26 protein-coding genes are annotated in these 26,145 nt (G+C 54.0%); 2 read left to right on the plus strand and 24 right to left on the minus strand.

Annotated elements, in window-relative coordinates:
- Window positions 1-179: 179 nt before the first annotated feature.
- The 19 genes from MKX42_RS18870 to MKX42_RS18960 form a co-directional block, all read right to left on the minus strand.
- Window positions 180-590 carry a DnaJ family domain-containing protein gene (locus MKX42_RS18870; RefSeq protein ID WP_340753850.1) on the minus strand — a complete coding sequence of 137 codons (411 nt, stop codon included), beginning with the start codon at window positions 588-590 and terminating at the stop codon, window positions 180-182.
- A 131-nt stretch (window positions 591-721) separates the two neighbouring features.
- On the minus strand, window positions 722-1,102 hold the full coding sequence (locus MKX42_RS18875; RefSeq protein WP_340753851.1) for a GIY-YIG nuclease family protein: 381 nt from the start codon (window positions 1,100-1,102) through the stop codon (window positions 722-724).
- 25 nt (window positions 1,103-1,127) lie between these two features.
- The gene (locus tag MKX42_RS18880) at window positions 1,128-1,916 is read right to left on the minus strand and encodes a DUF2087 domain-containing protein (protein ID WP_340753852.1); all 789 of its coding nucleotides are present in this window, start codon (window positions 1,914-1,916) and stop codon (window positions 1,128-1,130) included.
- Between the two features lie 151 nt (window positions 1,917-2,067).
- On the minus strand, window positions 2,068-2,877 hold the full coding sequence (locus tag MKX42_RS18885) for an SDR family oxidoreductase (RefSeq protein ID WP_340753853.1): 810 nt from the start codon (window positions 2,875-2,877) through the stop codon (window positions 2,068-2,070).
- 205 nt (window positions 2,878-3,082) lie between these two features.
- The gene (locus MKX42_RS18890) at window positions 3,083-3,949 is read right to left on the minus strand and encodes a transglutaminase family protein (RefSeq protein ID WP_340753854.1); all 867 of its coding nucleotides are present in this window, start codon (window positions 3,947-3,949) and stop codon (window positions 3,083-3,085) included.
- Window positions 3,946-4,899, minus strand: a complete 954-nt coding sequence (locus tag MKX42_RS18895; RefSeq protein ID WP_340753855.1) for an alpha-E domain-containing protein — start codon at window positions 4,897-4,899, stop codon at window positions 3,946-3,948. The genes MKX42_RS18890 and MKX42_RS18895 overlap by 4 nt, the downstream gene beginning before the upstream one ends.
- A gap of 29 nt (window positions 4,900-4,928) precedes the next feature.
- A complete protein-coding gene (locus tag MKX42_RS18900) occupies window positions 4,929-6,392 on the minus strand; it encodes a circularly permuted type 2 ATP-grasp protein (protein WP_340753856.1) in 1,464 nt (487 codons plus the stop codon).
- A gap of 736 nt (window positions 6,393-7,128) precedes the next feature.
- Window positions 7,129-8,121, minus strand: coding sequence for a signal recognition particle-docking protein FtsY (gene ftsY, locus MKX42_RS18905; RefSeq protein WP_340753857.1), 993 nt, complete (start codon window positions 8,119-8,121; stop codon window positions 7,129-7,131).
- Between the two features lie 57 nt (window positions 8,122-8,178).
- Window positions 8,179-11,748 (minus strand): chromosome segregation protein SMC, encoded by a 3,570-nt coding sequence (smc, locus tag MKX42_RS18910; RefSeq protein WP_340753858.1) that lies wholly within the window; start codon window positions 11,746-11,748, stop codon window positions 8,179-8,181.
- Window positions 11,749-11,955: 207 nt separating this feature from the next.
- Window positions 11,956-12,660: a ribonuclease III gene (rnc, locus tag MKX42_RS18915; RefSeq protein WP_036694163.1), complete on the minus strand. Its 705-nt coding sequence runs from the start codon at window positions 12,658-12,660 to the stop codon at window positions 11,956-11,958.
- 14 nt (window positions 12,661-12,674) lie between these two features.
- Window positions 12,675-13,913 (minus strand): beta-ketoacyl-ACP synthase II, encoded by a 1,239-nt coding sequence (gene fabF, locus MKX42_RS18920; protein ID WP_081751295.1) that lies wholly within the window; start codon window positions 13,911-13,913, stop codon window positions 12,675-12,677.
- 223 nt (window positions 13,914-14,136) lie between these two features.
- The gene (acpP, locus tag MKX42_RS18925) at window positions 14,137-14,370 is read right to left on the minus strand and encodes an acyl carrier protein (RefSeq protein WP_036694165.1); all 234 of its coding nucleotides are present in this window, start codon (window positions 14,368-14,370) and stop codon (window positions 14,137-14,139) included.
- 124 nt (window positions 14,371-14,494) lie between these two features.
- Window positions 14,495-15,244 carry a 3-oxoacyl-[acyl-carrier-protein] reductase gene (gene fabG, locus MKX42_RS18930; RefSeq protein WP_340753859.1) on the minus strand — a complete coding sequence of 250 codons (750 nt, stop codon included), beginning with the start codon at window positions 15,242-15,244 and terminating at the stop codon, window positions 14,495-14,497.
- A gap of 51 nt (window positions 15,245-15,295) precedes the next feature.
- Complete coding sequence (fabD, locus tag MKX42_RS18935) at window positions 15,296-16,219, minus strand: ACP S-malonyltransferase (protein ID WP_340753860.1); 924 nt, start codon at window positions 16,217-16,219, stop codon at window positions 15,296-15,298.
- 91 nt (window positions 16,220-16,310) lie between these two features.
- Window positions 16,311-17,300 (minus strand): beta-ketoacyl-ACP synthase III, encoded by a 990-nt coding sequence (locus MKX42_RS18940; RefSeq protein ID WP_340753861.1) that lies wholly within the window; start codon window positions 17,298-17,300, stop codon window positions 16,311-16,313.
- An 8-nt stretch (window positions 17,301-17,308) separates the two neighbouring features.
- A complete protein-coding gene (gene plsX / locus MKX42_RS18945) occupies window positions 17,309-18,298 on the minus strand; it encodes a phosphate acyltransferase PlsX (RefSeq protein WP_340753862.1) in 990 nt (329 codons plus the stop codon).
- Window positions 18,282-18,878 (minus strand): transcription factor FapR, encoded by a 597-nt coding sequence (gene fapR, locus MKX42_RS18950; protein WP_036694172.1) that lies wholly within the window; start codon window positions 18,876-18,878, stop codon window positions 18,282-18,284. Before fapR ends, plsX begins: the two co-directional genes overlap by 17 nt.
- 275 nt (window positions 18,879-19,153) lie before the next feature.
- Complete coding sequence (rpmF, locus tag MKX42_RS18955; protein WP_076154019.1) at window positions 19,154-19,327, minus strand: 50S ribosomal protein L32; 174 nt, start codon at window positions 19,325-19,327, stop codon at window positions 19,154-19,156.
- Between the two features lie 50 nt (window positions 19,328-19,377).
- Entirely contained in the window at window positions 19,378-19,899 is a 522-nt protein-coding gene (locus MKX42_RS18960; RefSeq protein ID WP_340753863.1) for a YceD family protein, read from the minus strand.
- A gap of 139 nt (window positions 19,900-20,038) precedes the next feature.
- Here MKX42_RS18960 and MKX42_RS18965 point away from each other — a divergent pair, with 139 nt between their 5' ends.
- Complete coding sequence (locus MKX42_RS18965) at window positions 20,039-21,277, plus strand: nucleotidyltransferase (RefSeq protein ID WP_340757736.1); 1,239 nt, start codon at window positions 20,039-20,041, stop codon at window positions 21,275-21,277.
- On the opposite strand, the gene MKX42_RS18970 is transcribed toward MKX42_RS18965, so the two are convergent.
- Window positions 21,267-22,307 carry a YlbL family protein gene (locus MKX42_RS18970; protein ID WP_340753864.1) on the minus strand — a complete coding sequence of 347 codons (1,041 nt, stop codon included), beginning with the start codon at window positions 22,305-22,307 and terminating at the stop codon, window positions 21,267-21,269. The genes MKX42_RS18965 and MKX42_RS18970 overlap by 11 nt on opposite strands.
- A gap of 159 nt (window positions 22,308-22,466) precedes the next feature.
- Here MKX42_RS18970 and MKX42_RS18975 point away from each other — a divergent pair, with 159 nt between their 5' ends.
- Window positions 22,467-23,726: a nucleoside recognition domain-containing protein gene (locus tag MKX42_RS18975; RefSeq protein ID WP_340753865.1), complete on the plus strand. Its 1,260-nt coding sequence runs from the start codon at window positions 22,467-22,469 to the stop codon at window positions 23,724-23,726.
- On the opposite strand, the gene coaD is transcribed toward MKX42_RS18975, so the two are convergent.
- The 4 genes from coaD to MKX42_RS18995 form a co-directional block, all read right to left on the minus strand.
- The gene (gene coaD, locus MKX42_RS18980) at window positions 23,698-24,216 is read right to left on the minus strand and encodes a pantetheine-phosphate adenylyltransferase (protein WP_036728903.1); all 519 of its coding nucleotides are present in this window, start codon (window positions 24,214-24,216) and stop codon (window positions 23,698-23,700) included. The genes MKX42_RS18975 and coaD overlap by 29 nt on opposite strands.
- Window positions 24,200-24,808, minus strand: a complete 609-nt coding sequence (gene rsmD / locus MKX42_RS18985; protein WP_340753866.1) for a 16S rRNA (guanine(966)-N(2))-methyltransferase RsmD — start codon at window positions 24,806-24,808, stop codon at window positions 24,200-24,202. Before rsmD ends, coaD begins: the two co-directional genes overlap by 17 nt.
- Window positions 24,809-25,172: 364 nt before the next feature.
- Window positions 25,173-25,616, minus strand: coding sequence for a hypothetical protein (locus MKX42_RS18990; protein ID WP_340753867.1), 444 nt, complete (start codon window positions 25,614-25,616; stop codon window positions 25,173-25,175).
- Between the two features lie 74 nt (window positions 25,617-25,690).
- Window positions 25,691-26,116, minus strand: a complete 426-nt coding sequence (locus MKX42_RS18995; RefSeq protein ID WP_340753868.1) for a hypothetical protein — start codon at window positions 26,114-26,116, stop codon at window positions 25,691-25,693.
- Window positions 26,117-26,145 lie beyond the last annotated feature (29 nt).

Raw genomic sequence — 26,145 nt, forward strand, 5'->3', positions numbered from 1 at the left:
CCATCTAATCTTCGCGCAAAAACCCCCGGTTCCATGAATCGGAGGCCTCATACTCTAATATTCGTCTACTGAGCCGTTCGCCTATTCACAAGCTCGACTATCCATCCATTCAACTATCCAACTCACCTATTCTACTCACTATACTATCAGCTATCCACAGTAGGCCTACCTATCACTCACTACTCAGTATCTTCCCTTTCCACCCCGGCCAGACGCTGCCCGATAGCGTCCCCGTAATCCGCATATGCAGCATTGCCTTCCAGACCCCGTTCCTGCAAAAGCATCTGAAGACGCAGCCGCTTCAGGGAGAGCTTGCCCTCCAGCTCCCTGCGTTCCCCGGCAGTGCTGTTGCCGCTGCGGTGGCAAGTCACCAGCAGCTCTTCGAGCGTTACGCACTCTGCCCGCAGCGTCACTTCCTCCGGCAGCAGCCCGGCATTCTTCATAAGCTTGTAGGACATCCGCAATTCCTCCGGTACGCCGGAGAGATCCTCCAGCGCCAGCGGCTTGCCGTGCCCCGGCAGATTGGCGAACTCTCCGCTGCGCATCGCTTCCTGAATTCTCTGTTCTGCAAGCCAAGATAATATAGCCATACACACCGCACCTTTCATCAGCAGCTGAGCATCTCTTCTTATTATATCCGGCTTACCTGGCGCCACAGCTTTGCCCTCATTTTACCACAGCCGCTGATGAAATTCCTTCCGTTCCCATCTCCACCTACCCTCTATTTCTGCTTATGATAGCCGCGCTCCCCGTAAGGAGACAGCTGCTCCAGCCATTTACTCTCCATGTCCGGCAGCATCTTGCGGTACTTCTTCAGCTCTTGCACATCTGCCACGAAATCCTCCTCCGGCTTAATCTGCTCCAGCACCTCGAAGCGGAAGCCCGCTTCACCGCGATCATTCCAGTCTTCCTGCAGCGCCTTGTTGTCATGGCCTTTGATATCCAGCATGAACTTATGCTTATTCCAGACCCCGTCCAGATTCAGGCTGCTTCCCACATACATTTTGTCATTGCCGGTGTTCACAATCCGGTATACCCCCATCGGCCTGTGCGAGTGTGCGTAATTATATCCCAGTTCCTTGCGTCTCGTTTTATCCGTCATTTCTTCTCTCCCCTTCTTCTCTCCGTTATAATTTCACCCAGTAGCTGCTTCCGTCTTCTTCACGGTCCAGCAGCCCGTAATCGATCAGATACCGCCGGAGCGTCACGTAATCGGGGTAAGCCGCTTCGAGCACCGCATTGATTTCCTTCTCACTGTACCTGCGCCCGGTCTCAAAACGCTGCAGCAAATGGCGCAGAATTGCCGCCTTCCGCTTCTGCCGCTTAGGAAACTCCGACAATGGGCCGTCGGGCCCTTGTTTGAAATAGGTGCCCAGAATCTCGGCGTTCTCCTGCTCGGTAATCGCGAACCGTTCATCGAGCATCACAGCCGTGCGCGGAATACTCACAAAAGGCGATGAAGCTCCCGGCTTCTCCTCAGCCAGCTCCATAACCGCCAAAAACAGCTTGGCCTGCTTCACCTTCTCGCGAAGTGTGAACCGGTGGTTACGTACCGTAGAGGTGCTGCCGATTCCCAGCGCCTTGGCTGCTTCTGCATCGCTAAGACTTTGGCGGAAGGCCTGGAGCAGTCCCTTTTGCAATTCGGTTAACCCGCTCAGCTTCTTGTCCAGCGTCAGCAGCCAATTGAACATCCCGCCATGAACCCTGTCCACATGCAGAGCGGCGAACTTCTCCGCTTCGTAATACTGCCCGCCATCCTGATAGATCAAGCCCTTCTCAAAGGCAGCACCGCAGACCAGACAATGATACTTTTCCGTCCGCTCTTCCGTCTCCACATTATAGCCCTGCTTCAATTCTGCAATGGACGCATTCCAGAACTTCTCTGATATCCGCACCGCCTCATTCTCTTCTGTCAACTGGACCACCACACCCTTTGTTTACTTTAATATAGACATATTATCATTTCGTTTGTTATTTTACAACCATCTAATTAGATTGTTTATGGCAAAAGAAAAACACCGCCAATCATGGCAGTGTCTCATAGCAGAAACGGGCGGCAGAATATGCCTAAGACAGCAGCGACTCCGCACCGTCAATCACAATCTGCGAGCCGGTAATATGAATGGATTCATCCGAGGCCAGGAAGGCGACCAGATCGGCGACATTCTCCGGCTTGCCCGGTCCGTCTGCCAGCGGCTGTGCTCCTTCAGGGAATTCAATTGGAATGACAATGGACTCTACATCATCGTTCCACTCCGTGCTCTCGTCGATATTCGTGGCAATCGCTCCCGGGCAAATGACATTAACGCGGATTTTGAACTTGGCCAGCTCCAATGCAGCCATCTTGGCAAAAGCGACCTGACCGGCCTTAGTAGTACTATATGGTGACCAGCCGAAGCTGGTAAATCTGCTGTTGCCGTTAATCGAGCTGGTAATAATAATGCTGCCTTTGCCCTTCTCCTTCAGGTGGGGAATGCTGTATTTCAGCGTCAGGAAGGTACCTGTGAGGTTGACCGACAGGGTTTTCTCCCAATCATCTACGCTCAGCTCCTCAATAGGCCCGACTACTCCGTTAATGCCTGCATTGGCAAACACAATATCCAGACCTCCGAAATGCTCCACGGTTCTGCGCACCGCTTCCTCCATCCGGCCGGCATCCGAAGTATCCACATCAATTGCTAATGCACAGTCCTTGCGGAGCTTGTTCAGCTTCTGTTCCAGGACCAGAGTACGTTCGTTCACCAGATCGAACAAGGCGACATTCGCGCCTTCACGTGCCAGCTGGATCGCTGCCGCTCTGCCGATTCCCGAGCCCGCACCTGTAATTATGGCTGTTTTCCCCTGAAAACGCTGCTTTTTTGCTATATTGGGGCTCATATGTACACTCTCCTTCCGTGAATACCATTCAGCTTGTAATGGCTCTGTTTCAAGATTACCCAATTGGTGCTTGATTATAATCATGTTATGCAAAAAATTGCACAAACCTCGTGCAACATGCACAGCACATCTGCTAATTGGGTCTAGAGTGCGGCTTACCGGCAACAGCAAAGACCCCACATCTGCGGGGTCTCCAATAACAAATTCAATTCTCCAGCTGCCGTACATCCACCTTGACCGTAAGCTTGCCCGCTCCTCCACGGTATACGCCTTTAACCGGAACAATATCCTTATAATCCCGTCCATGCCCCAGCTTGATGTACCGCCAGTTCACTTCAACATTATTGGTCGGATCGAAGCCCAGCCAGCCCGTACCCGGAATATGTGTCTCCACCCAGGCATGGGAGGCCTGTTCGAAGTTGGCATTGCCCCCCTGCAGATCCCCGACAAAATGGTACCCGCTCACATAACGCGAAGGCAAGCCGACACTGCGGCAGACCGCAATCATCAGATGCGCATAGTCCTGGCAGACTCCGCGCTTGAGCATCAGTGCTCTTTTTACCGTAGTATTGACGCTGGTCGCCTCAGGATCGTACGTAAACTGCTCATAGATGGTGGATGACAGCTTCCGGGTCCATTCATACATATCCTCGGCTTCCTCAAAAGGATGCTGCGACGCGAATTCCACCAGCTCCGGCGTCACCTCGGTGTACCGGGTAGGCAGAATAAACTCTATATACCGGTTCTGAAACTTCTCGTCATTCAGCAGCTTCACCTGCTCCTCCAGCGGTATATGCGGCAGATCCGTGCCTTGCGCCTTGTCGAGCGTGACCACGGTAGCTTTGGTGTGAATGACCATCTCCGTGTGCGGCTTATTCACTGAATAAGCATGGACCCGGTTACCGAAAAAATCCTCATAGGTCAGCAGATTGGCCGCCGGATGCACCTCTACTTCATGATGATAACAGGATTGCCGGTAGTTCGTGCGCGGCGTCAGCCGGATCTCATTGACACTGTCCGTCACCGGCTCGGGGTAGCTGTAGGTGGTTGTGTGATTGATTTGTATTTTCATACCGATACTCCTTCACGGCGAAAAAAAGCACCGTCCATCGTTCTGCCGAGCCTCTGACAGGATATCATGAGTGCATCCAGCACATCCAGGGCCAGGTCCCCGGACATCTCATCCTTCTCCATGTAATCCAGCTCCGCCTTGATCTTGCCCGCCTGCCGGATCACCTTCTCATGCCCAGAGCCCTTCTCTGCAGTGTCCAGCTCCAGCTTGGCCAGATGCTCCTCCAGCTTGTGGAACGAGAAGCGGATCGAACGGGGAAAGAACGGGTTCACGATCAGGAATTCAAGAATGCACTCCGGCGACATATCATCGGCATAATACCGGCGGAAGGACTGATAGCCGCTTACCGATTTCAGCACGGCCTGAAGCTGAGTATAGATAGAATTGATATCCTTCGACTTGCAGGATACCGTGACGGTCTGCAGGATACGCGTCGTATTCTCTGCCCGCTCCAGAAACCGGCCGCTCTCGATGAAATGCCATTCATTGCCCCGCAGCATCACCGATTGCTCCGCACCGAGGAACATCGCCGCCCGTTCCTTGACCTGCTGATAGAATTGATGGGGACCGCGCATGATATCTGCTACCGACTGCTCCCCCAGCCACAGGTTGAAGCCGTTGACAATATCCCACAGCTCACTCGGCAGATGCTGGCGCAGGGTGCGCAGATTGTTCCTAGCTTGATGCACACAGGAGAATAGGGAGTTGGTATTCCCCATATCCAGTGTGATGAAGGACAATACATCCTGCTCGTTGAAGCTCTCAAACTGCCGCAGATATTCGCTCCGTACCCCAAGCGCGTCAATCAGGCGTGACCACTTGTGGCCCTCTTGCTGGAAATCCTCTTCCTGCTGGATATGGTAATGCACGTCGATTAGCCGGGCGTGATTCTCAGCCCGTTCAATATACCGGCCGATCCAGAATAGAGCCTCCGCATTGCGATTCAGCATTCTAGCCACCCCTTTAACTTAGATAGTCTCTAGGCCATTACCCAGGTATCCTTCACTCCGCCGCCTTGGGAGGAATTCACGACCAGCGAGCCTTCACGCATCGCCACCCGGGTCAGGCCCCCTGGAATGACATGCGGCTTGCGGTCAGCCCCCATCAGCACAAATGCCCTCAGATCGATATGCCGCGGAGCCATACTGCCTTCTGACAAGACCGGTGCACGGGACAGCGACATAATCGGCTGGGCGATATAACGCTCGGGTTCTGCCAGTATTTTGAGCCGGAAGTCTATTAGCTCCTCCTTCGTGGCCTCACTTCCGATCAGCATGCCGTAGCCCCCGGAGAGCGACGTCTCCTTCACCACCATTTCAGACAGATGATCCAGCACAAATTGGCGCTCTTGTGGCCGAGACAGCAGATAAGTCGGCACGTTGCCCAGAATCGGCTCCTCATTAAGATAATAGCGGATAATATCCGGTACATACACATATATGGCCTTATCATCCGCTACCCCGGTTCCGGGCGCATTGGCAATCGCGATATTCCCTGCCCGGTAGGCATTCATCAGACCTGCGACCCCAAGCAATGAGCTGGGCTGAAAAGCAAGCGGATCAATGAAATCATCATCCAGGCGGCGGTACAGCACATCGACCTTGCGCAGCCCGTTCATTACCTTCAGATAGATTTTGTGGTCCTGCGCGACCAGGTCGCGGCCCTCAACCAGATGAATGCCCATCTGCTGCGCCAGAAAAGCATGTTCATAATAAGCCGAATTGTATTCCCCCGGTGTCAGCAGAGCAATGACCGGGTCTTTGGTCCGGGACGGGGACAGGCTGCGCAGCACGGAGAGGAAACGGTTCAGGCTGTGATCCACATCGCGGATGGAGCTGGCAAAGGACAATTCAGGAAACAGCTGATTCATGAGCGATCTGCCTTTGAACAGATACGAGAAGCCAGAGGGTGTTCGCAGGTTATCCTCCAGCACATAATACTCGCCGTCATGATGCCGGATCAGATCGATTCCTGAAGTTGTGATGTAGGCACCGCCGGGCACGCGGAGTCCGGACATTTCCGGCCGGAAATAACAGTTCGAAATAATCATCCGCCGCGGTACTATGCCGTCCTTCACAATGTATTGCTCATGGTAAATATCATGAATGAACAGATTCAGTGCGGTAATCCGCTGCACGATGCCCGCCTCCAGCCGTTCCCATTCCCCCTTGGGAATAATGCGCGGAATCATGTCAAACGGAATCGTCCGCTCCATCGGCTGATCCTGTGCCGGATTATACAGCGTAAAGGTAATGCCTTCTTCCATCATCCGACGCTGCATCAGCTTCTGCTTGCCTTGCAGCTCTTCGGGGCTCATCCCGGAAAACATGCGGTGCACATGCTTGTAATGAGGCCGGACGTTCCGTTCATCCGCATACATCTCATCATAGAAATGCTGCAGCGGATACGGAGACAGACCGGGCAAAGGATCTAGTTTGGACATGAGCCCGACTCCTCTCGGATCAGTATAATGTGTTATGTTTCTTAACAAATAAGTTCAAAAATTAAAAAGTTCACCACGAAAATATGATTTACTATCTTCATAATACGTAAATGATATTATTCATGTCAATATATATAACAGCAAAATGGAGTTTCTAAACCATCCTGCCGGTTTGGAAACGTTTCCTTTCTCTTAAACTTGCTTTTCAGGGTGCTGCACGTTCATTCCACATCCCATTGTATGCCGGAGTGCTGACAAGCATTACTAATATGAATTTTTCATATGATGTATTTTTAATATAATTTTGGTGTATTCTTTGAAACGCCAAAAGGGGAGTAAACCGAAGGATGCTTATGTACTGGTGGAGGCTCCTTTCGGCAGAGGAGGATATGTCCGTGGCGGGGGATTCTGCGCGGGAAGCCAAGAAGCGGCAGCCCCGCAACAACAGGTGGACAAACGTATCTTAATTCTTCGATTTCTGAGGGATAGGGGAAAGCAAGTGGAAAAACTACAACTGCTAGTGTTAGTATCAGCCACATTGGCTGAAATGCGCTCAATTAAGTGTTGTTTTTCCAACTCCTGCCTAACAGAGACCTTTCTTTCATCAGCAAGTGGAGAAAATCCAACTATTTTCTCTCCCCTCCCCTCTCAGCGGGTCCAATCCGTTCAACAAAAAACCTCCCCGGGAATATTTCATTCCAAAGGGAGGTTGCTTCGCAGCTATCTATTGTTGTGGTTATTCTTCGGCGTCTGCTTCTTCCGAGATCATGCCTGCGAACAGGGCGTGCACGAACTGGTCGGAGTCGAACGGCTGGAGATCTTCCATTTTCTCGCCGAGGCCGACCAGCTTCACTGGCAGGTTCATTTCCTGACGGATCGCTACCACGATACCGCCCTTCGCCGTACCGTCGAGCTTCGTCAGTACGAGACCGGTCACACCGCTCTTCTCGCCGAACAGCTTAGCCTGAGTCAGCGCATTCTGCCCGGTGGTCGCATCCAGCACCATCAACACCTCGTGCGGTGCGCTTGGAATCTCGCGCTGGATGACACGGAAGATCTTGTTCAGCTCTTCCATCAGATTGCTCTTGTTCTGCAGCCGGCCTGCCGTATCGCAGATCAGCACATCCACACTGCGCTGTTTGGCAGCCTGAACCGCATCGAACATCACCGCTGCCGGGTCCGAGCCCGACTGCTGCTTAATAACATCCACTCCGGCACGCTTGCCCCACACCTCAAGCTGCTCAATGGCTCCGGCACGGAAGGTATCGCCTGCCGCCAGCAGAACCTTCTTACCTTCCTGCTTGTAGCGGTGCGCCAGCTTGCCGATGGTCGTCGTCTTCCCGACTCCGTTAACGCCAACGAACAGGATCACGGTAATTCCGTCCGGATTCTCATTCAGACTATTGTCGTCATCGCCGCGCAGCAGCTCCATCAGCTTGCGGGAGAGAATCGGCTGAAGCTCTGCCGCGTCCTCGATCCGCTTCTGCTTCACTTCGGCGCGCAGCTCCTCCACCAGATTCATGACCGTATTCACGCCTACATCGGCGCTGATCAGAATTTCTTCCAGCTCCTCGTAGAACTCTTCATCTATCTTTTTGCGGCGGATAATCAGATCAGAGACCTTCTCAACGAAGCCCTTGCGTGTTTTCTCCAGACCGTCGCGGAACTGTTTCGTTACGCTTTCCGTTTTGCCGGAGATACTGTCTTTCAGTTTTTTGAAAAAACTCATATGCTTATGCTTCCTCCTAAAGGGTTATAGGGATCACTTCATGAATCCTGCGTCTAATTAAGCTATCTCAGCCTCTTCGTCCTCCAGCCGCACGGATACGAGCTTGGATACGCCGCCTTCCTCCATCGTCACGCCATAGAGTACGTCTGCTTCCTCCATCGTTCCCTTGCGGTGGGTCACTACGATGAACTGCGTCTGCTCCGAGAACTCGCGCAGGTACTGGGCGAAGCGCACCACGTTGGCTTCATCCAGCGCCGCCTCCACCTCATCCAGCACGCAGAACGGCACCGGCTTGACCTGCAGAATGGCGAACAGCAAAGCCATCGCGGTCAAGGCGCGTTCTCCGCCGGAGAGAAGCTGGAGGTTCTGCAGCTTCTTGCCCGGCGGCTGGGCAACGATATCAATCCCTGTATCGAGCATATGCTCAGGGTCCAGCAGCTGCAAATCTGCCCGGCCGCCGCCGAACAGCTTCGTGAACACCGTGCCGAACTCGCGGCGGATGGCATCGAAGGTCTGCTTGAAGCGCTTCGACATCTCCTCTTCCATCTCATGGATGACATGATACAGCGTTGTCTTGGCTTCCACCAGATCATCCTTTTGCCCGCTGAGAAAAGTATACCGCTCATGCACCCGCTGATACTCTTCAATTGCGCCAAGGTTGACCTCGCCCAGACCTGAGATGCTGCGCTTCAGACGCTGCACCTCCAGCTGTGCCGCAGGCACATCCTCCGGCACCGGATAACGCTGCTTCGCTAGCTCGTAGCTCAGCTCGTAATCATCGCTCAGCTTGCGGAGGATATTGTCCAGCTCCACATCGAGCCGGCCAACGGCAACCTCCGTGGAACGGAGCTTGTCCTCAACTGCCCTGAGCGCCTGACGCTGGTCTTTGGTCTCGCCTTCGGCCAGCTCCAGCTTGCGCGAGATCGCCGCGCGATCAGCACGGGCCAGGTCAAGCCTCGCAGACGTATCTTCCTTGCTCAGCCTCAGACTGTTGACCTCTTCCTTCTGCTTCACTGTCTCCCGAGCATTCTCTTCCAGATCCTGCTCGATGGTCATCAGCAGGCTGCGGCTCTGGCGCAGCTCCTTCTCTTGGGAGCCGGCGTCCTGCCTCATCCGGCGCAGCTGCTCCTCCAGGGAGAAAATCTCCTGATCCAGCTTACCTTCCGTGACCTTCATCCCGGTCAGCTTGCCCTGCAGCTCTTCCTTGGCCGATTCATTCGCCTTGCGGTCCGACTCGGCACTGCGGATGGCTGCGTGCGCCTCCTGCTCTTCCTTCTCCAGCCGGGACAGCTCTGCTTCCGCCTGCTTGCGGGCCTCGTCCAGCCCGCGTACCTCCTGCTCGAAGCCGCTGCGCTCCGCGCCTGCGCCCTCGACCTGCTCCTGCACATGCCGCAGCTCCTGCTCCAGCTGCTTCAGATCGCCGGATACGCGCTGTTCCTCCAGCCGCTTCTCATCACCGTCATGCCGCAGCTGCTCCAGCTTCTGGGAGCCCTTGTCCTGTTCGGCGCGCAAGCGGCTGATCCCCTGCTTCAGCTTGTCAATCTGCTGCTCGCTCTCTTCAATCTCGCCGGAGAGCTGGTCGAGCTGGCGCTTGCGGCTAAGCAGGCTGTTGTTCTTCTTATGCTGGCTGCCGCCCGTCATCGAACCGCCTGCATTGACCACATCCCCTTCCAGCGTAACCACTCTGTAGCGGTATTGGCATTTGGCCGCAATGCGGTTCGCCTGCTCCAGACTCTCGGCGATTACGACATTGCCGAGCAGGCTTCCGATAATACTGCCATACTTTTCTTCATAACCGACCAGCTCCGAACCGATACCAACAAACCCTTCAGAACCTTGAACCATGCTGCGGTCACTGCCGGTAATCTGCCGGGGCCGGATAACATCCAGCGGAAGGAAGGTCGCCCGCCCTAGCTGACGCTGCTTCAGGAATGCAATCGCCTGCCGGGACACCGCTTCATTCTCCATAACCACATGCTGCAAGGAAGCGCCCATCGCGGTCTCAATCGCCATTTCCAGCTTCTCAGGAACAGAGATCAATTCGGCAACCGCCCCGTGTACACCGCCCAGCTGTCCTTTGCGCGCGCCCTTCAGCACCTCTTTGACCCCAAGCATGAAGCCGTCAAAATCATCCTGCATTTCCTTCATCGTCTCATGCCGGGACACCTGGGCTTCGCGCTTCTGCTCCCATTTGCGCAGGCCGCTCTGCGTCTCTTCGAGCAGCTTCTGCCGTTTGCCGGTCTGCTCGCTCTCCGTAATGTACGCGCCGCGCAGCAAGCCGATTTCCTTGCCGAGCGCGGCAATCTTATCCTTCAGCCCGCTCTGTGCAGAGACCAGCTCCTGCAGCCGGGCTGTCCACTTGCCGCTCTCCTCCTGGCTGCGGCTCATCCGCCGCTCCAGGCTCTCCTTCTGCTGATCCGCATAGCGGATCTCGTTGCGCGCCTGGGCCATCAGGTTCATCAGCTCAAGCAGAGCGCTCTTCAGCTTCTCTTCCTTGCTCTGGCTGATGCCTCCGGCCACACCCTGCAGCTTCGATTCCTCATCCGCCAGCTGTGCCCGCAGCTCCGCAAGCGTCTGCCGGGTCTGCTTCAGCTTATGCTCCAGCTCGGCCAGCTCACGCTGCCGCCCCTCGGAACGTTCGCCTACAGAACCCAGAGTCTGCATGAGCTGTTCCCGGTTCTGCTCCAGATTCCTGCGGCGCTCCTTCAGCAGCTCTCCATAGCCTTCGCTCTTCTCGTTGGCTTCGCTGCTGCGCAGCAGCTGTTCCTGCAGCTTCTCCACTTCCTGCTCCAGATTACGCAGCTCCGCCCGGCCGCTCTCCAGCTTGGCATCATGGGCAGAGACTACAGTGGACAGCTCCAGCTGCTCTGTCTTCAGCACCTCCAGGCGGGCGTTGCCCTCCTGCCAGGAAGTATGTATGCCTTCGATCTGATGCACATATACCGAAATCTCCAGATGCTTCAGCTGCTCACGCAGCTCCTTGTATCTTATCGCCTTCTCGGACTGGTCCTTCAGCGGTCCCACCTGATCCTCCAGCTCACTGATCAGGTCATGAATCCGCAGCAAATTCTGCTCGGTCTCATCGAGCTTGCGGCCGGCATCCTTTTTGCGTGACTTATATTTAACAATACCTGAAGCCTCTTCAAAGATACCCCTCCGGTCTTCCGAACGGGTACTGAGAATCTCTTCAATCCGGCCTTGTCCGATAATCGAATAAGCTTCACGGCCGATACCGGTATCCATGAACAGCTCTGTAATATCCTTCAGCCTGCAGGCCTGCTTATTGATCAGATATTCACTGTCGCCGCTGCGGTGGACACGCCGGGTCACGGTCACCTCGCTGAAATCCAGCGGCAGGACATGATCCTCGTTATCCAGCGTCAGTGAGACCTCGCCGTAGTTGACCGCTTTGCGGGCATCACTTCCGGCAAAAATAATATCCTCCATCTTGCCGCCGCGCAGGGATTTGGCACTCTGCTCCCCAAGCACCCAGCGGATACCGTCGGATATGTTACTTTTGCCGCTTCCGTTCGGGCCGACTACAGCCGTAATTCCGCGTACAAATTCCATCTCCGTTTTGTCGGCAAATGATTTGAAGCCTGCTAATTCAATCCGTTTCAGAAACATAACTCGCCACTCACCTCTGACCCATTATACCATAGTGTTTCCTTGCCAAAACAACCCCATAAAGTGGTGCACCTGCTTCGAAGTTTACCCCAAAACATATATTTTCCGACCTTTCGAAAAAGAGCAGCAAAAGTCTGACTTCCGCCGAACCGCCGGCATTCAGACCATTGCTGCTCTACTCCGCATTTCAGATGTTCAAATCTGCCTTCAGGCACCGTCTTCCTTCAGAAGCAATAATGCCGCTGCGGCTGCCTGCTGCTCCGCTTCCTTCTTGGAGCGGCCGCTGCCGCTGCCGAGCGAACGGCTGGCCATATATACTTCTGAGACGAACTCGCGCTCATGCGCCGGTCCGCGTTCTTCAATAATCCGATATTCCAGCGTACCCAATCCATGATGCTGTATCAGTTCCTGAAGCTCTGTCTTGAAGTCGCTCATCTGCATTTGCAGCTTACCGTCGGTTTCAACCAGCGGGAATACGTGATTATCCAGGAATCTCCGGGCCGTCTCCAGGCCCTGATCGAGATAGAGTGCTCCCACGAAGGCTTCGAACACATCGGCAAGGAGCGCGGGGCGGGTACGTCCGCCCGTAAGCTCTTCCCCTTTTCCCAGCAGTACATACCGCCCGAAGCCCAAGGTCTCGGCGAACCGGACCAGCGACGGCTCGCAGACAATCGCAGCACGCAGCTTGGTCAATTCTCCTTCGGGTCTGTCCGGGAGCAGATTATACAGATATTCGGACACCGTCAGCTCAAGCACCGCATCACCCAGGAACTCCAGGCGCTCGTTGTCCTGATGCTGATTGAACCGGTGTTCGTTCACATAAGATGCGTGGGTGAAAGCCTGCTTCAGAAGTACAGGATCGTGAAATTGGATTTGAAGTTGGCTTTGTAACTGCTTCAGGTCTCCTTTCACTGCACTGTCTCCCCTTACTTATTATATTTTTTGAGAATAACGGTCGCGTTATGTCCCCCGAATCCGAAGGAATTCGACATCGCAATATTCAGCTCCGCCTGACGCGGCACATTCGGAACATAATCCAAATCGCAATCCGGGTCAGGGTTGTCCAAATTGATCGTTGGAGCAATCATACCCTTCTGCAGGGACAGTCCGCAGATAATCGCCTCTACCCCGCCGGCAGCGCCAAGCAAGTGGCCTGTCATCGACTTGGTCGAGCTGATCGCTACCTTGTACGCATGCTCTCCGAGCGCTTTCTTCACAGCGGCTGTCTCTGATTTATCGCCTACCGGTGTTGACGTACCATGCGCATTGATGTAGTCGATGTCCTCAGGATTAATGCCGGCATCACGGATCGCCATCTTCATGCAGCGCGCTGCACCGTCAGGATCAGGCTCCGTCATGTGGTGGGCATCGGCGCTGAGACCGTACCCGATGACTTCGGCATAGATCTTGGCTCCGCGCTTCTCGGCGTGTTCCAGGGATTCGAGAATCAGAATTCCCGCACCCTCGCCCATGACAAAACCGTCACGGTCCACATCAAATGGGCGGCTGGCCTTCTCCGGCTCGTCATTGCGGGTAGACATGGCTCTCATGGCACAAAAGCCTGCCATTCCTGTAGGACGAATGGTCGCTTCCGCACCGCCGCAGATCATCGCATCCGCATCACCGCGCTGAATCAGACGGAAGGATTCCCCTATGGAGTGGCTGCCTGTCGCACAAGCGGTCACTGTCGTTGTATTCGGTCCCTTGGCCCCGAGGTTGATCGACAGCTGGCCGGAGCCCATGTTGGCAATCATCATCGGAATGAAGAACGGGCTGACCCGCTTCGGGCCTTTTTCGAGCAGCAGGTTGTGGTTATCTTCCCATGTGCCGAGGCCGCCGATTCCAGAGCCGACAGACACGCCGATCCGCTCTGCATCGATATCTTCACCGATTGTAAGTCCGCTGTCCTTCAGCGCATCTTCACCGGCAGCAACCGCAAATTGTACGAACCGGTCCATCTTGCGGGCTTCCTTGCGCCCGAAGCGGGCTTCCGCATCGAAATCCTTGACCGAGGAAGCGATTCGTGTTGGATATTCACTGACATCAAAAGCTTCAACCAGGGATACTCCGGACTTGCCGCTCATGAGACTATCCCAGAATGTCTCAAGATCCTTACCCAGCGAAGTCATTACACCCATACCAGTTACAACTACTCTATGATTCAAACATAATCACCCCGTCTATAGGCTGTGTACCTCTACAATTTGTAAACGCAAACATGCCAGATGTCTATATAAACTGCAGTCGCCGCAAGATTAATTAATCTGCGGTTCTGTTATTATCTTCATCAAGATGCTCATGCACCACTTCGCGGACGCTTGGCTTAAAGAACCGTAAAATGAGGAGAAGTCCCGCCCTGGCAGGAACGGGACCCTCAATCATATGACTCTAGGTATGAGATTGTATGTACTTCACAACTTCACCCACGGTCGTAATTCTCTCTGCATCTTCATCAGAGATTTCCATGTCGAATTCATCTTCCAATTCCATTACCAATTCTACTACATCAAGAGAATCAGCACCTAAATCATCTTTGAAAGACGCTTCTAATGTTACCTCTGCTTCATCGGCACCTAAGCGGTCGATGACAATGCGTGTTACACGCTCTAATACATCGGACATCCGGTTCACCTCCTCTTTTGGTATTATACGAGATATGAAGTCAAAATACCATAGAGCATAAAAAACGCTGCCCTGGCCGCCTCTGTCCATCTTCCCCCGTAATGATCTAATGCCCTGCGAAGCCTTACATGTACATTCCGCCATCCACATGAAGCGTCTGGCCTGTCATGTAGGCTGCCCCTTCTGAAGCCAGGAATACCGCCGCATTCGCAATGTCCTCCGCCCGCCCAAGCTCTCCCAAGGGAATCCCCTTGATCAGCTCACTGCGAACCTCATCGGACAACTCGCGGGTCATGTCGGTATCAATGAAGCCGGGCGCAATGCAGTTCACGGTGATTCCACGTGAAGACAGCTCGCGGGCCGCAGACTTCGTCATTCCGATTACACCTGCTTTGGCAGCGGTATAGTTCACCTGTCCGGGATTCCCTGTGACACCCACGACCGAGGAAATATTGATGATCCGGCCATAACGCTGCTTCATCATCGGACGGGTTACTGCCTTCAGACAGTTGAAGACGCCTTTCAGATTCGTCTCGATGACCTGATCGAATTCTTCCTCTTTCATACGCATGATCAGATTATCCCGGGTAATGCCCGCATTGTTCACCAGGATATCGATTTTCCCCCAGGTCTGGATAACCTCCTTGACCAGGTTCTCGGCGTCACTGCTGCGGCCGACATTCCCCTGCAGAGCAATTCCTTCCGAGCCCAGCTCGTGAATAAGGGCCACGGTCTCTTCAGCCGCCTGAAGGCTGCCGGAATAGTTCACCGCAACCTTCACGCCATGAGCAGCGAGTGCCAAGGCTATGCTGCGGCCGATCCCCCGGGACCCTCCGGTTACAAGGGCGGTCTGACCTTTTAGTGCTGCAAACATGCTAAGTTGTCCCCCTTCGATAATCATGCGGCTGCGGCTAGGCCCAAGCTGTTACCAGCCAGCCTGCACGCTCTCCAGACTGTTGATATTCACAACCTTGACATTTCTGTCAATTTTGCGGATCAGGCCAGCCAGCACAGTGCCGGAGCCGATCTCTACAAAAGTATCTACTCCTGCGCCAATAAGCCATTCCACGCTATCCTGCCATAGTACTGGAGAATACACCTGTTCTACCAGCAGCTTGCGGATTTCTTCCGGGTCTGTCACCGGAGCAGCAGTCACATTGACCACTACAGGCATAGCAGGAGCATTGAAGGTTACCTTCTCGAGCTCAGCAGCCAGCCGCTCAGCCGCACCCTTCATTAATGAGGAGTGGAACGGCCCGCTAACCTCCAGCGGAATCGCCCGTTTGCCCCCGGCTTCCTTCACACGCTGGATCACCTCACCGACACCGGCCACGGAACCGGAGACCACAATCTGTCCCGGACAATTGACATTCGCCAGTTCAACGGGAGTACCCGCCGCTGTAATACTGCGGCATAATTCCGTAAGCCCTTCACGGTCTGCTCCAAGCACAGCTGCCATAGCCCCCTGTCCTCCGGGAACGGCTTCTTCCATGAATTGTCCGCGCAGGCGGACCAGCCTTACAGCATCTTCATAGGACAGCACACCGGCTGCCACAAGAGCGCTATATTCGCCAAGACTGTGGCCTGCCACATAATCCGGCGTAACCTTAAGGCCGCTTAGCGCTTCCAGATAAGCCACACTGGCTGTAACCAGTGCCGGCTGCGTGTTCACCGTCTGCTTAAGCTCGCTGTCCGGCCCTTCAAATACAAGCCCGCTCAGCGGAAATCCAAGCACCTCGTCACCCTTCTCAAAGACCGCACGGCTCTGAGGCAATGCTTCATATACATCCTTACCCATACCGACTGCCTGTGCACCCTGACCGGGAAAGACAAATGCGATTTTGCTCATGAGGTATACAGCTCCTTCCCTTTAACTGCAGCGAGCCCGGATATTCTCCGGATCGAGCTGCTGCGCGTTGCTATTATTAATGCCCCGTTTCTTACCAGATCAGCACAGAAGCGCCCCAGGTAAGTCCGCCGCCGAAGCCGACCATAAGCACAGCATCGCCTGCCTTCATCCGGCCTTCCTCGGCTGCTTCTACAAGAGCCAGCGGGATGGAAGCTGCAGAGGTATTCGCGTATTTATCAACGTTGACTACAACCTTCTCCGGCGGCAGATCCAAACGCTGCATAGCGGATTGAATAATCCGGATGTTGGCCTGATGCGGCACGAACAAGTCGATATTCTCCTTAGACAATCCCGCCTTGGTAAGCACACGCTCCGTAGCCGATCCCATGACGCGAACGGCGAACTTGAAGACCTCGCGCCCATTCATATAGATGAAGTGCTTCTTGTCTTCTACGGTCTGCCGGGAAGCTGGCAGACGCGAGCCGCCCGCTTCAAGATTAAGCAGGCTGCCGCCAGAGCCTTCCGCCCCAAGATCGAAGGACTGGAAGCCGCGTCCTTCCGGAACTTCGCCGACGATTACCGCACCTGCACCGTCACCGAACAGCACGCAAGTATTGCGGTCTGTATAGTCTGTAATACGCGACAACGTATCCGCACCGATCACCAGCGCATTGTTATACATTCCATTCTGGATAAAGCCGGTAGCTGTAGCCAAGCTGTAGACGAACCCCGAGCAGGCTGCCGACAGGTCAAAGGCGGCTGCGTTCTTGGCCCCCAGCTTGTCCTGAAGAATGCAGGCTGTGGACGGGAAAGCACTGTCAGGTGTAACTGTAGCGACAATGATCAGATCCAGCTCGTCGGCCTTCATGCCTGCGGATTCCAGTGCCTTCAGGGCCGCTTCATAGGCCAGATCAGAGGTGGCCTGTTCCGGGGCCGCAATATGCCGTTCCCGGATTCCTGTGCGGCTGACAATCCATTCATCATTTGTTTCAACGATCTTCTCCAGATCGCTGTTGGTTAATATTTTCTCAGGTACATATTTCCCAGTCCCAATAATTCCTACCGGACGTAATTGTCTCATGTCTTCACTCACTTCCCGCTAATTTCCTTCGATATACTAGGCACCAGTTCAGCCTTCAGGGCAATCCGTGCCTGTCTCACCGCATTCTTCACCGCATTGCCGTCGGACGAACCATGCCCCTTCACTACCAGGCCGCTAAGACCGAGCAGCGGCGCTCCGCCGTGTTCCTTATAATCCATCTTGCCCTTCAGGCTTCTAAGCTCCGGCATCAGGATCGCCGCACCCAGCTTCGTCTTCAGCGATTTACTGAACTGCTCCTTCAGCAGAGAGAACATCGCGCCGGCTGTTCCTTCCAGCGTCTTCAGAAGTATATTACCGGCGAAGCCGTCACAGACCAGCACATCGCAGCTTCCGGTGAGCACATCCCGCGCTTCCACATTGCCGACAAAATGAATGCCCTGCAGCGCCTCAAGAAGCGGATAGGCTTCCTTGGTCAATTCATTTCCCTTGCCCGGCTCAGTCCCGACGTTCAGCAGGCCCACCCGGGGCTTTGCAATACCGTGCACTTTATTGCGGTATATGCTGCCGATCGTGGCATACTGTGCCAGATGCTGCGGCTTCGCATCCATGTTGGCGCCAAGATCCAGGGCCAGCACACCGACATCATCCAGCGTCGGAATCATCGGAGCCAGCGCCGGCCGTTCGATCCCTTCCATTCTTCCGACTACCAGAAGTCCTGTAGTCATCAGCGCACCGGTATTCCCGGAGGAGATCATGGCATCGGCCTCACCCTCGCGGACCATCCGTCCGGCTACGACCATGGATGAGTCTTTTTTGCGGCGGACCGCCTTCACCGGCTCTTCGTCCGAACCGATCACATCCCCCGCATGGCGTACGGTAACATTGGAGGGCTTGTTCTTCAACAGCGGATCAAGCCGCGCTTCATCACCGACCAGTACGATCTCTATGTCATTCCACTCCGCAGCCGCTGCCAGCGCGCCTTCCACATTACATTCAGGAGCATTATCCCCGCCCATAGCATCAATGGCGATCCGCACTCCGGTTTCCCCCTTCGCTGTACTCTTCAGTTGCTGAACGATACACTATAAAATGGCCTTGAAATACCAGCTCTTCTCCGACATATGTAAATACATCCACTTCAGCCTTGCCGTTCCGGCCCGCAAGTGAGCGCACCTGCGCCTTGGCAATGCATTTCTCACCCAGCCGGACCATGCGCACAAACCGGATGTCGGCCGAAGCCGTTAAGGCAATCTCATCATTAATAATGGCTACTGCCAGCGAATTCGCCTGACCGAAGACGTAATGGCCCCGGGCAATCCCGTTGCGGGAGAACACATGCTCATCGCGGATCTCGAAGATCGAAATCCCGCTCCGGTCCAGCTGCAGATCCACAATATCACCGACCACTTCATCAACTGGCAGGGAACGCACCTGATCATAGGAATGCTCCGCCATCTGCTTCATCCGCTCACGCAGTTCCGGAATCCCCAGCTCCAGCCGGTCCAGCCGGATCGTCTGGATACTCACCTTCAGCTGGCGGGTCAACTCCCGGTCAGTTACAAACGGGTTCCCTTCTATTATAGCCAGCAGCTGCTGCTGACGTTCCTTCTTGGACATCCGCTCGATAGCGACTCACCTCCCGGCACAGGCCTGATGTGCAGCTTTCCGGCCCGCAAGAGTGGCCGCATTAGTTAGAATTCTCTGTTCTCTCTTACTATTTAGAACCAGGTACTAATATGTAGTATAAAGCATGCCGCCGCAAAAATAAAGCTTTGGCTTGAAAAGCGCCTGAAAACCCGCGCAGTGCAAGGCATCTAAGCTCCGCCCCAGTTTCATTTTCTCCATAAAAATAGCACTTCACCGGCAGATGAAGTGCTACTCTTATGTTCAAACTATTGTTTGATGATCTCTCTTGCTTTGTATGTTCCGCAAACTTTACATACGTGGTGGGAAAGCTTCAGCTCTCCGCATTGTTCGCATTTCACCATACCTGGAACAACCAGTTTAAAGTGAGTACGACGCTTGTCACGGCGAGTCTTGGACGTTCTGCGTTGTGGTACTGCCATTGTTAGACACCTCCTGATTTGGTTGTAACCCAATTCCTTGGGATTTGTTCTTAGTCATCTTGCTTGGTAAAGAATCCTTTCAACGCAGCGAGTCTTGGATCGATCACTGTGTTGTCGCAACTGCAGGTGCCTTCGTTCAAGTTCTGTCCGCATTTCTGACAAAGACCAAGACAGTCTGCCTTGCACAATACCGAATCCGGTAAGTGCAGTACGAAATTTTCTTCCACATACGGGATAAGATCCACAATCTCATCTTTGATGTAAATGAGTTCCTCATCATCATCTTCGGGAAGAATTGGCTGCTTAAGCCACTTGAAGGTCTCAGCGAAAGGAATGTTCAGCTTACTCTTGACCTCACCCAGACAACGTGAACATAACATGTCCACTTCTCCACTCAGTGTTCCCACCACGTTCACACTATCGGTTCCCGCGGGCAGCGCTTTAAGGTCTACTGAGAGTGGTGCAACAGCAAGTATATCCTTCCGCCCTGTGACAATCCCGCTGACATCCACAACTTCGTGGAGGACCAGAGGCTCGTCGGCATTCGCTAATTTGCGAAAGTGAATGTTCATTCTTATCACTCCAAACAAACAAAATTTATTATACCTATTATTCCCTGACTTTGTCAACCACTTTCCCTTTATATTGTTTCAGGGGGCGTGACAATTTATGATATACAATATAGATTCCAGAATGGGGCGTGAAGCAACTGTGACAACTGTAGGTATTATAGCCGAATATAACCCTTTACATAACGGGCATGTCCATCATTTCACCGAGGCCAAAAGAATCTCGGGAGCGGACCGCTCCATTGTCATTATGAGCGGACCGTTCACCCAGCGCGGCGAGCCGGCGGCGGTCAGCAAGCGCGCCCGCACCGAGATGGCGCTGCATATGGGCGCCGATCTGGTTATTGAGCTGCCGGTGGCATACGCCGTGCAGCCGGCGGAATGGTTCGCCTTCGGAGCGGTATCCCTGCTGGAGGCGACCGGCGTCGTGGGCAGCCTGTGCTTCGGCTCCGAAGCAGGCACTTTGGGCGTGCTGCTGCCTCTGGCCGGCTTCCTGGCCGAAGAGAGCAGCGCGCTTAAGGAGGAGATCCGCGCACGCCTCTCTGAGGGCGCGGGATTCCCCGCCGCCTACAGCGCAGCTGCGGCGGCGGCCTGGAGGGCCTCTTTCATGGGAGAGGAGAAACCGGAAGATGCCGAAGATATATTACGGCAGCCCAACAACAGCCTCGGCCTGCACTACCTGATCGCGCTAAGGCGGCTCGGCAGCGCGATCAAGCCCTTAACCGTGCCGCGTACCGGCGCGGGCTTCCACGACCCGCTGGAGGGCGGGTCGGCTATTGCCAGTGCAACAGCCATCCGCAGGCTGCTGCAGGAGGGCGGGTCGCCGGCGGCTTACATGCCGGAGTACGCCCTGTCCATCCTGGAGCGTGAGCGTGCTGCAGGCCGGGGACCGGTGCTGCTGGAAGACTTCTCCAGGCCGCTGCGCCATGTGCTCTCGACGCGCTCCGCTGCAGAGCTGCACACGGTTCAGGATATGAACGAGGGCCTGGAGAACCGGCTGCTCCGCAGCCTGCACCAGCTGGACAAGTTCACCGTCGGCGGACTGCTGCAGGAGCTTAAGAGCAGACGGTATACGCTCACCAGGCTCCAGCGTCTGCTGCTCCACACCCTGCTGAACCACAGCACAGCAGAGATGTCCCCCTCCGTTCTCTCTCAGGGTCCCGGCTACATAAGAGTTCTCGGCTTCCGCGAGAGCGGCCGTGAGCTGCTGAAACAGATGAAGCAGACAGCGGCGCTTCCGGTGATTACAAGCCCAGCCCGCTACACCCATCCCATGCTGGAGCGTGACCTCCAGGCGGCCGCTGTGTTCGCCGGGGCTTATGCCGACCCGCGGCGCAGCGATCTGTATAGTGATTATCTCGAGCCGCCGGTCAGGATTTGATGACCGGCAGCTCCTCCATGTACTTCAGAGCATCGGTTAGCGTTGAGACAGGAACCAGCTTCATATCCGTGCCAATTTGCTCCGCTTTTGCCTTGGCCTCATCATAATTCTTGAGCGGAACGAAGAAGATCACCGCCCCCTTGCGGTCAGCCGCTACAATCTTATGCTTCACACCGCCGATCGGCCCCACATTCCCCTCCGCATCTATCGTACCCGTACCAGCCACCCTCCGGCCCTTGGTGAGGTCTCCCGGCGTAAGCCGGTTATAGATTTCCATAGTGAACATCAGTCCGGCAGAGGGTCCGCCCACGTTAGTGTCCACGAAACTGACGGCATTGCCTTTCTCCTTAGGCTCCACCTTTTGAACGGCACCGATTACAACTCCGAAGCCCGGCCGTGCAGCTGCAGCCTCTTTATCCTTGACTCCCACCAGTTTGACCTGCTCCTTGATCTCTTTGCCGTCACGCTGGAGCGATACCTCCACGGTATCCCCGATTTGATGAACCGACAGCAATTTGGACAGTGCAGCCGGATCGGCGGCCTTTTGCCCGCTTACACTGATGATTTTGTCCCCCGGCTTGAACCGGTCCTGATTGGCAGCCTCAGGTACAGAGAACACGTACAGATAATCCACGACATCCTCATAGGGTACACCTGCCGCATGATAGGCTGCCTGCACCGCATAGGACTGTGAACTATTCATATAGAATACCTGTTCCGCAGCATATTCCTGCTCCGTCTTATCTTGCAGGCGGGTTTCTTTCAATACCACCTCGGCATTGGAATTGAACACGGAAGCGATTAGAAGCGCCACATTCGCATAGCTTGCCGAGACTGTGGTCATCATGAAGGTTCCCTGCTCCTGCGGATCGGCGTTCTCAACCTTGATCATCGGTGCCACCTCGGAGGCGCTTCCCGGCTGATATACAATGTAAGGCGTGTTCATAAAGACCACAACATAGAGAATGACCACGAATGAAAATAAATAGGCTGAAGCGCGGATGCCTACCCGGCGTTTATACTGCCTCAAGTCTCTTCCCCTTCTTTCCTGCGGATGATGCCCCGGCACTTAGAATGTCGTGCCTTAGCCTGAAGCTTCACTCCGGCTGTGGCATGATGGTTGTCTGCTCTGCATAAATTGGTAACAAGATCTGTCCATGTCCTAAGCTATGAAGAGGGGATAACTCTAATGATAAACTTTAGATCCAGACGCTTCCTGTCGGGTTCAGCTCCATTTATACCCGGGGCTGCAGCCATTCTGCTCGCTGTAGCGATTATCATAGCACCTGAAGCCTCGTTCAAGGCTTCACTTACGGGCCTTACACTCTGGTGGACCCTGGTTTTCCCTGCGCTGCTGCCCTTCCTGATCCTCTCAGAGATGCTGAACGCATCCGGCTTCGTGCATGGTATCGGCGTTCTGCTTGAACCGCTAATGAAGCGGTGCTTCCGGCTTCCCGGGGCGGGCGGCTGGACGCTGGTGCTCGGCCTAACCGCCGGCTTCCCGGGAGGAGCCGGGGGAGTGATGCAGCTGCACAAGCAAGGGGACATTACGGACAAGGAGGCTGGAAGACTGGCGGCTATTGTACATTATGCCAGTCCGGTCACACTGCTTATTGTAGTCGGGACAGCATTCCTGCACAGTCCAGCCGCCGGATATGCCCTGCTGGCCATCCACTGGCTGTCAGGGATAACCGCAGGTATTCTATCCGCCTGCTTCACCGGCTCCCGACAAATAACCTTCCCGATTCCTCAAAAGAGTGCCCCCAGCTTTACCGGCAACCGCCCCCATAACAAAAAAACATCCTTACCCCGGCGTATCCATCAGGCAGCAGCGGATGCCCGTTCAAGGGACGGACGGGGCTTCGGTAAGGTGCTTGGTGAATCCGTATCCTCCGCCGTACAGAGTCTAATGATTGTAGGCGGCTATATGATCATGTTCGCGGTCGTCATAAGTATTGTTACCCGGTTGTTCCCGCAGCTGCCGGCTCTGGTTACAGCAAGCATGCTTGAGATTCATCTGGGGGCCCGGACAATGACTTCAGCCATAGCAGGTCCCGAAGGCTTCGTCATAGGCGGTCTTCTTGGCCCGGCACTGCTGTCCGCCGGACTGGCCTGGAGCGGCATCTGCGCCCAGCTCCAGGTACTAACTGTGCTGAGGGCAGCGAATGTCCGCTTTCTCCCGTTCACCGCAGTCAGGCTGCTGCATGGACTATTTGCCTTTATGTTCACACTCCTGCTGTGGACACCGCTGCTCCATATTCAGTCTGCGGTGCTGCCGGTTCTTGCCGGTTCTCCCCCAGCTGCTCTGCCGCAAGACATAGGCACTTCGCTGAGAATATGGACTCTGGCCCCACAGATCCTGGGACTTCAGACCCTGCTTGTTATGCTGCTGCTGTTGCTGTCTGCTGCCGTGAAGCTGTTTACTTCGAGCCGCCGTCCATCCGGCTGAACTTCAGCTTCATGGCCTGCTCCACCTCAGGGGTTACAAAATCCGAGACCTTCCCGCCGAAGTGGGCAATCTCCTTCACCACACTAGAGCTAAGGTAGGAGTATCTCGGATTAGTCATCATAAATATAGTTTCCGCTTCAGGGTCAAGATTATGATTAATGGAAGCATTCTGCAGCTCATATTCAAAATCCGTAACGGTCCGGATTCCCCGGACAATAACCTGCGCATCCTTTTGCCTCAGATAGTTAACCAGGAGATCACGGAAGCTGTCTACCTCAACATTCGGTATATCCGCTGTCGCCTGGCGCAGAAGCTCTGTCCGTTCCTCGACCGAGAACAACGGATTCTTGCTCAGGTTGTTCAGCACCGTCACAATCAGCCTGTCGAACTGCTTGGCGGCCCGGTGAATAATATCCATATGTCCCAGCGTAACCGGATCGAAGGTTCCCGGATAGATAGCGACACGTTCTTTTCTAATTTGCAGACTCATCATTAACCTCCTTGCCGCTTGCGGCAGCCTCTGGAAGAGCAGCTTCATACCGGTAGATAGAGATCGTAACCTCTCCATAGACGGATTGCTTCGTTCTCACGAACCCCGGTATGTCCTCAGGGTAGGTATATCCCGATTCATGCTCCAGCACGATCACTGCATCAGGGTTCAGCAGCAGCTTGTCCGCCAGCGTAAACATCAGCTCGTCTCCATGCTTCATACGGTAAGGCGGGTCCAGAAAAACAAGATCAAATACTTTCCCCCGCTTCTGAAGTGCCCCAAGCGCTCTACCCGCATCATTGCGGTAGACCTCAGCCTGGGCCTCCAGCCGGGCCGCCTTCAAATTAGCGCGCACCGTGTCAATCGCCTTCTGCTCCATGTCCACAAACACTGCAGCTTCCATCCCTCTGCTCAGGGCTTCGATCCCCAGACCTCCGGTACCGGCATACAGATCAAGCACCGTACCTCCTTCAAAATAAGGCCCGATCATGCTGAATAACGCTTCCTTGACTTTATCGGTAGTAGGCCGTGTGCCATTGCCTGGAACACTTTTAAGCGGCCTGCCTTTTGCACTTCCCGATATGACTCTCACCGATCATCCACCTGCTTTTTAGCTTTTGTCTCTACATTACTATGCCATTTCAGGGCATAAGTCCAAGCCTATAGTACCACAATTATTCCATGAAATAAAAAGAATGTCCGACTTTGTCACAATGAGGAGCAGAAGAATATTCGCAAACAAATGTATAAAACTCCCGTAACCGGGTCATCCTGTAACTATCGACATCACAAAATGTCGTAGACAACCGCGGAGCAGGCTTACGTTTCCCCATAAGCTCTTCGTCCGGTTTCTCCTCTCCCATGAAAGAGGCTCCCGAAAGGGAGCCTCGATTTTTGTTTTACGCCAAAAAGCCCCCGCCTTGAAATCAAGGTGCGGGGGCTTGCTGTGTATATACTTATATAATCCGCTTCAGCTTGGCTTCCTGCTCAATCGAGCGCGCTGAGAGCAGTTCGATAATTCTGTGCTGATTCTCCAGAAGAGACTCAACGTTAATGAGACGTTCGTTTGTTTCCAACACAGCACGTTTAATCTGCTCCTGATCTTGCTTCATTGTTTGCAGATCTTGCCTCATTGTTTGCTGATCTTGCTTCATTGTTTGCTGATCTTGCTTCATTATTTGCAGATCTTGCTTCATTGTTTGCTGATCTTGCTTCATTATTTGCTGATCTTGCTTCATTGTTTGCAGATCTTGCTTCATTGTTTGCTGATCTTGCTTCATTGTTTGCTGCTCTGTCTCAATTCGATCTAAACGCTCGTTGACGGTTCCTAATTCCGCCTTAACAGGAACTAATTCTTCACGAATAACGGATCTTAATACCTGCACCAAATCATTATCCATGTGCTCCGCTCCTTCAAACTTAATATTTAGATTGTACCAGAATCAAATGTATTATTCCACTTCATTTCAGCTTGTCATTTGACCTTATCGATCTTGAAAACAAACTTCCAGGAGGCAGTGTTCCCGGAATACCGCCCGCGGTTTTCGACTACCTTCACTGTCAGCGATTTGTTCTGGGTATCCTTCAGGGCTGACACCTTAATAGAAGCGCTTGCTGAGCCTTCATCCGGAATCTTATCCTGTTCCTGCGCTTCAGCACGAAGCTTGATGCTTGCGGTTGAACTGAGATCCAGCGTGACTGAATCCCCTTCCTCAAGCTCCTCTCCATTGACGAATCCGCCCCACCACCACTCATTACCTACATGACTATTCTCTACCAGGTCTGCACTTACAAACGTAACCTTAACCTTCTGAGTCTTGCCTGCTGCCGATAATGGCTGCACACTTAAGGATAGAGCAAATATCATCACAAAAAAAAGCGTTGCTAGTTTCCGCTTCATTTTACTTGGCACCTCTTTTATATTCTATT

Origin of the sequence: Paenibacillus sp. FSL R7-0204, assembly GCF_038002225.1 — a bacterium.
Taxonomy (GTDB): Bacteria; Bacillota; Bacilli; order Paenibacillales; family Paenibacillaceae; genus Paenibacillus_AQ.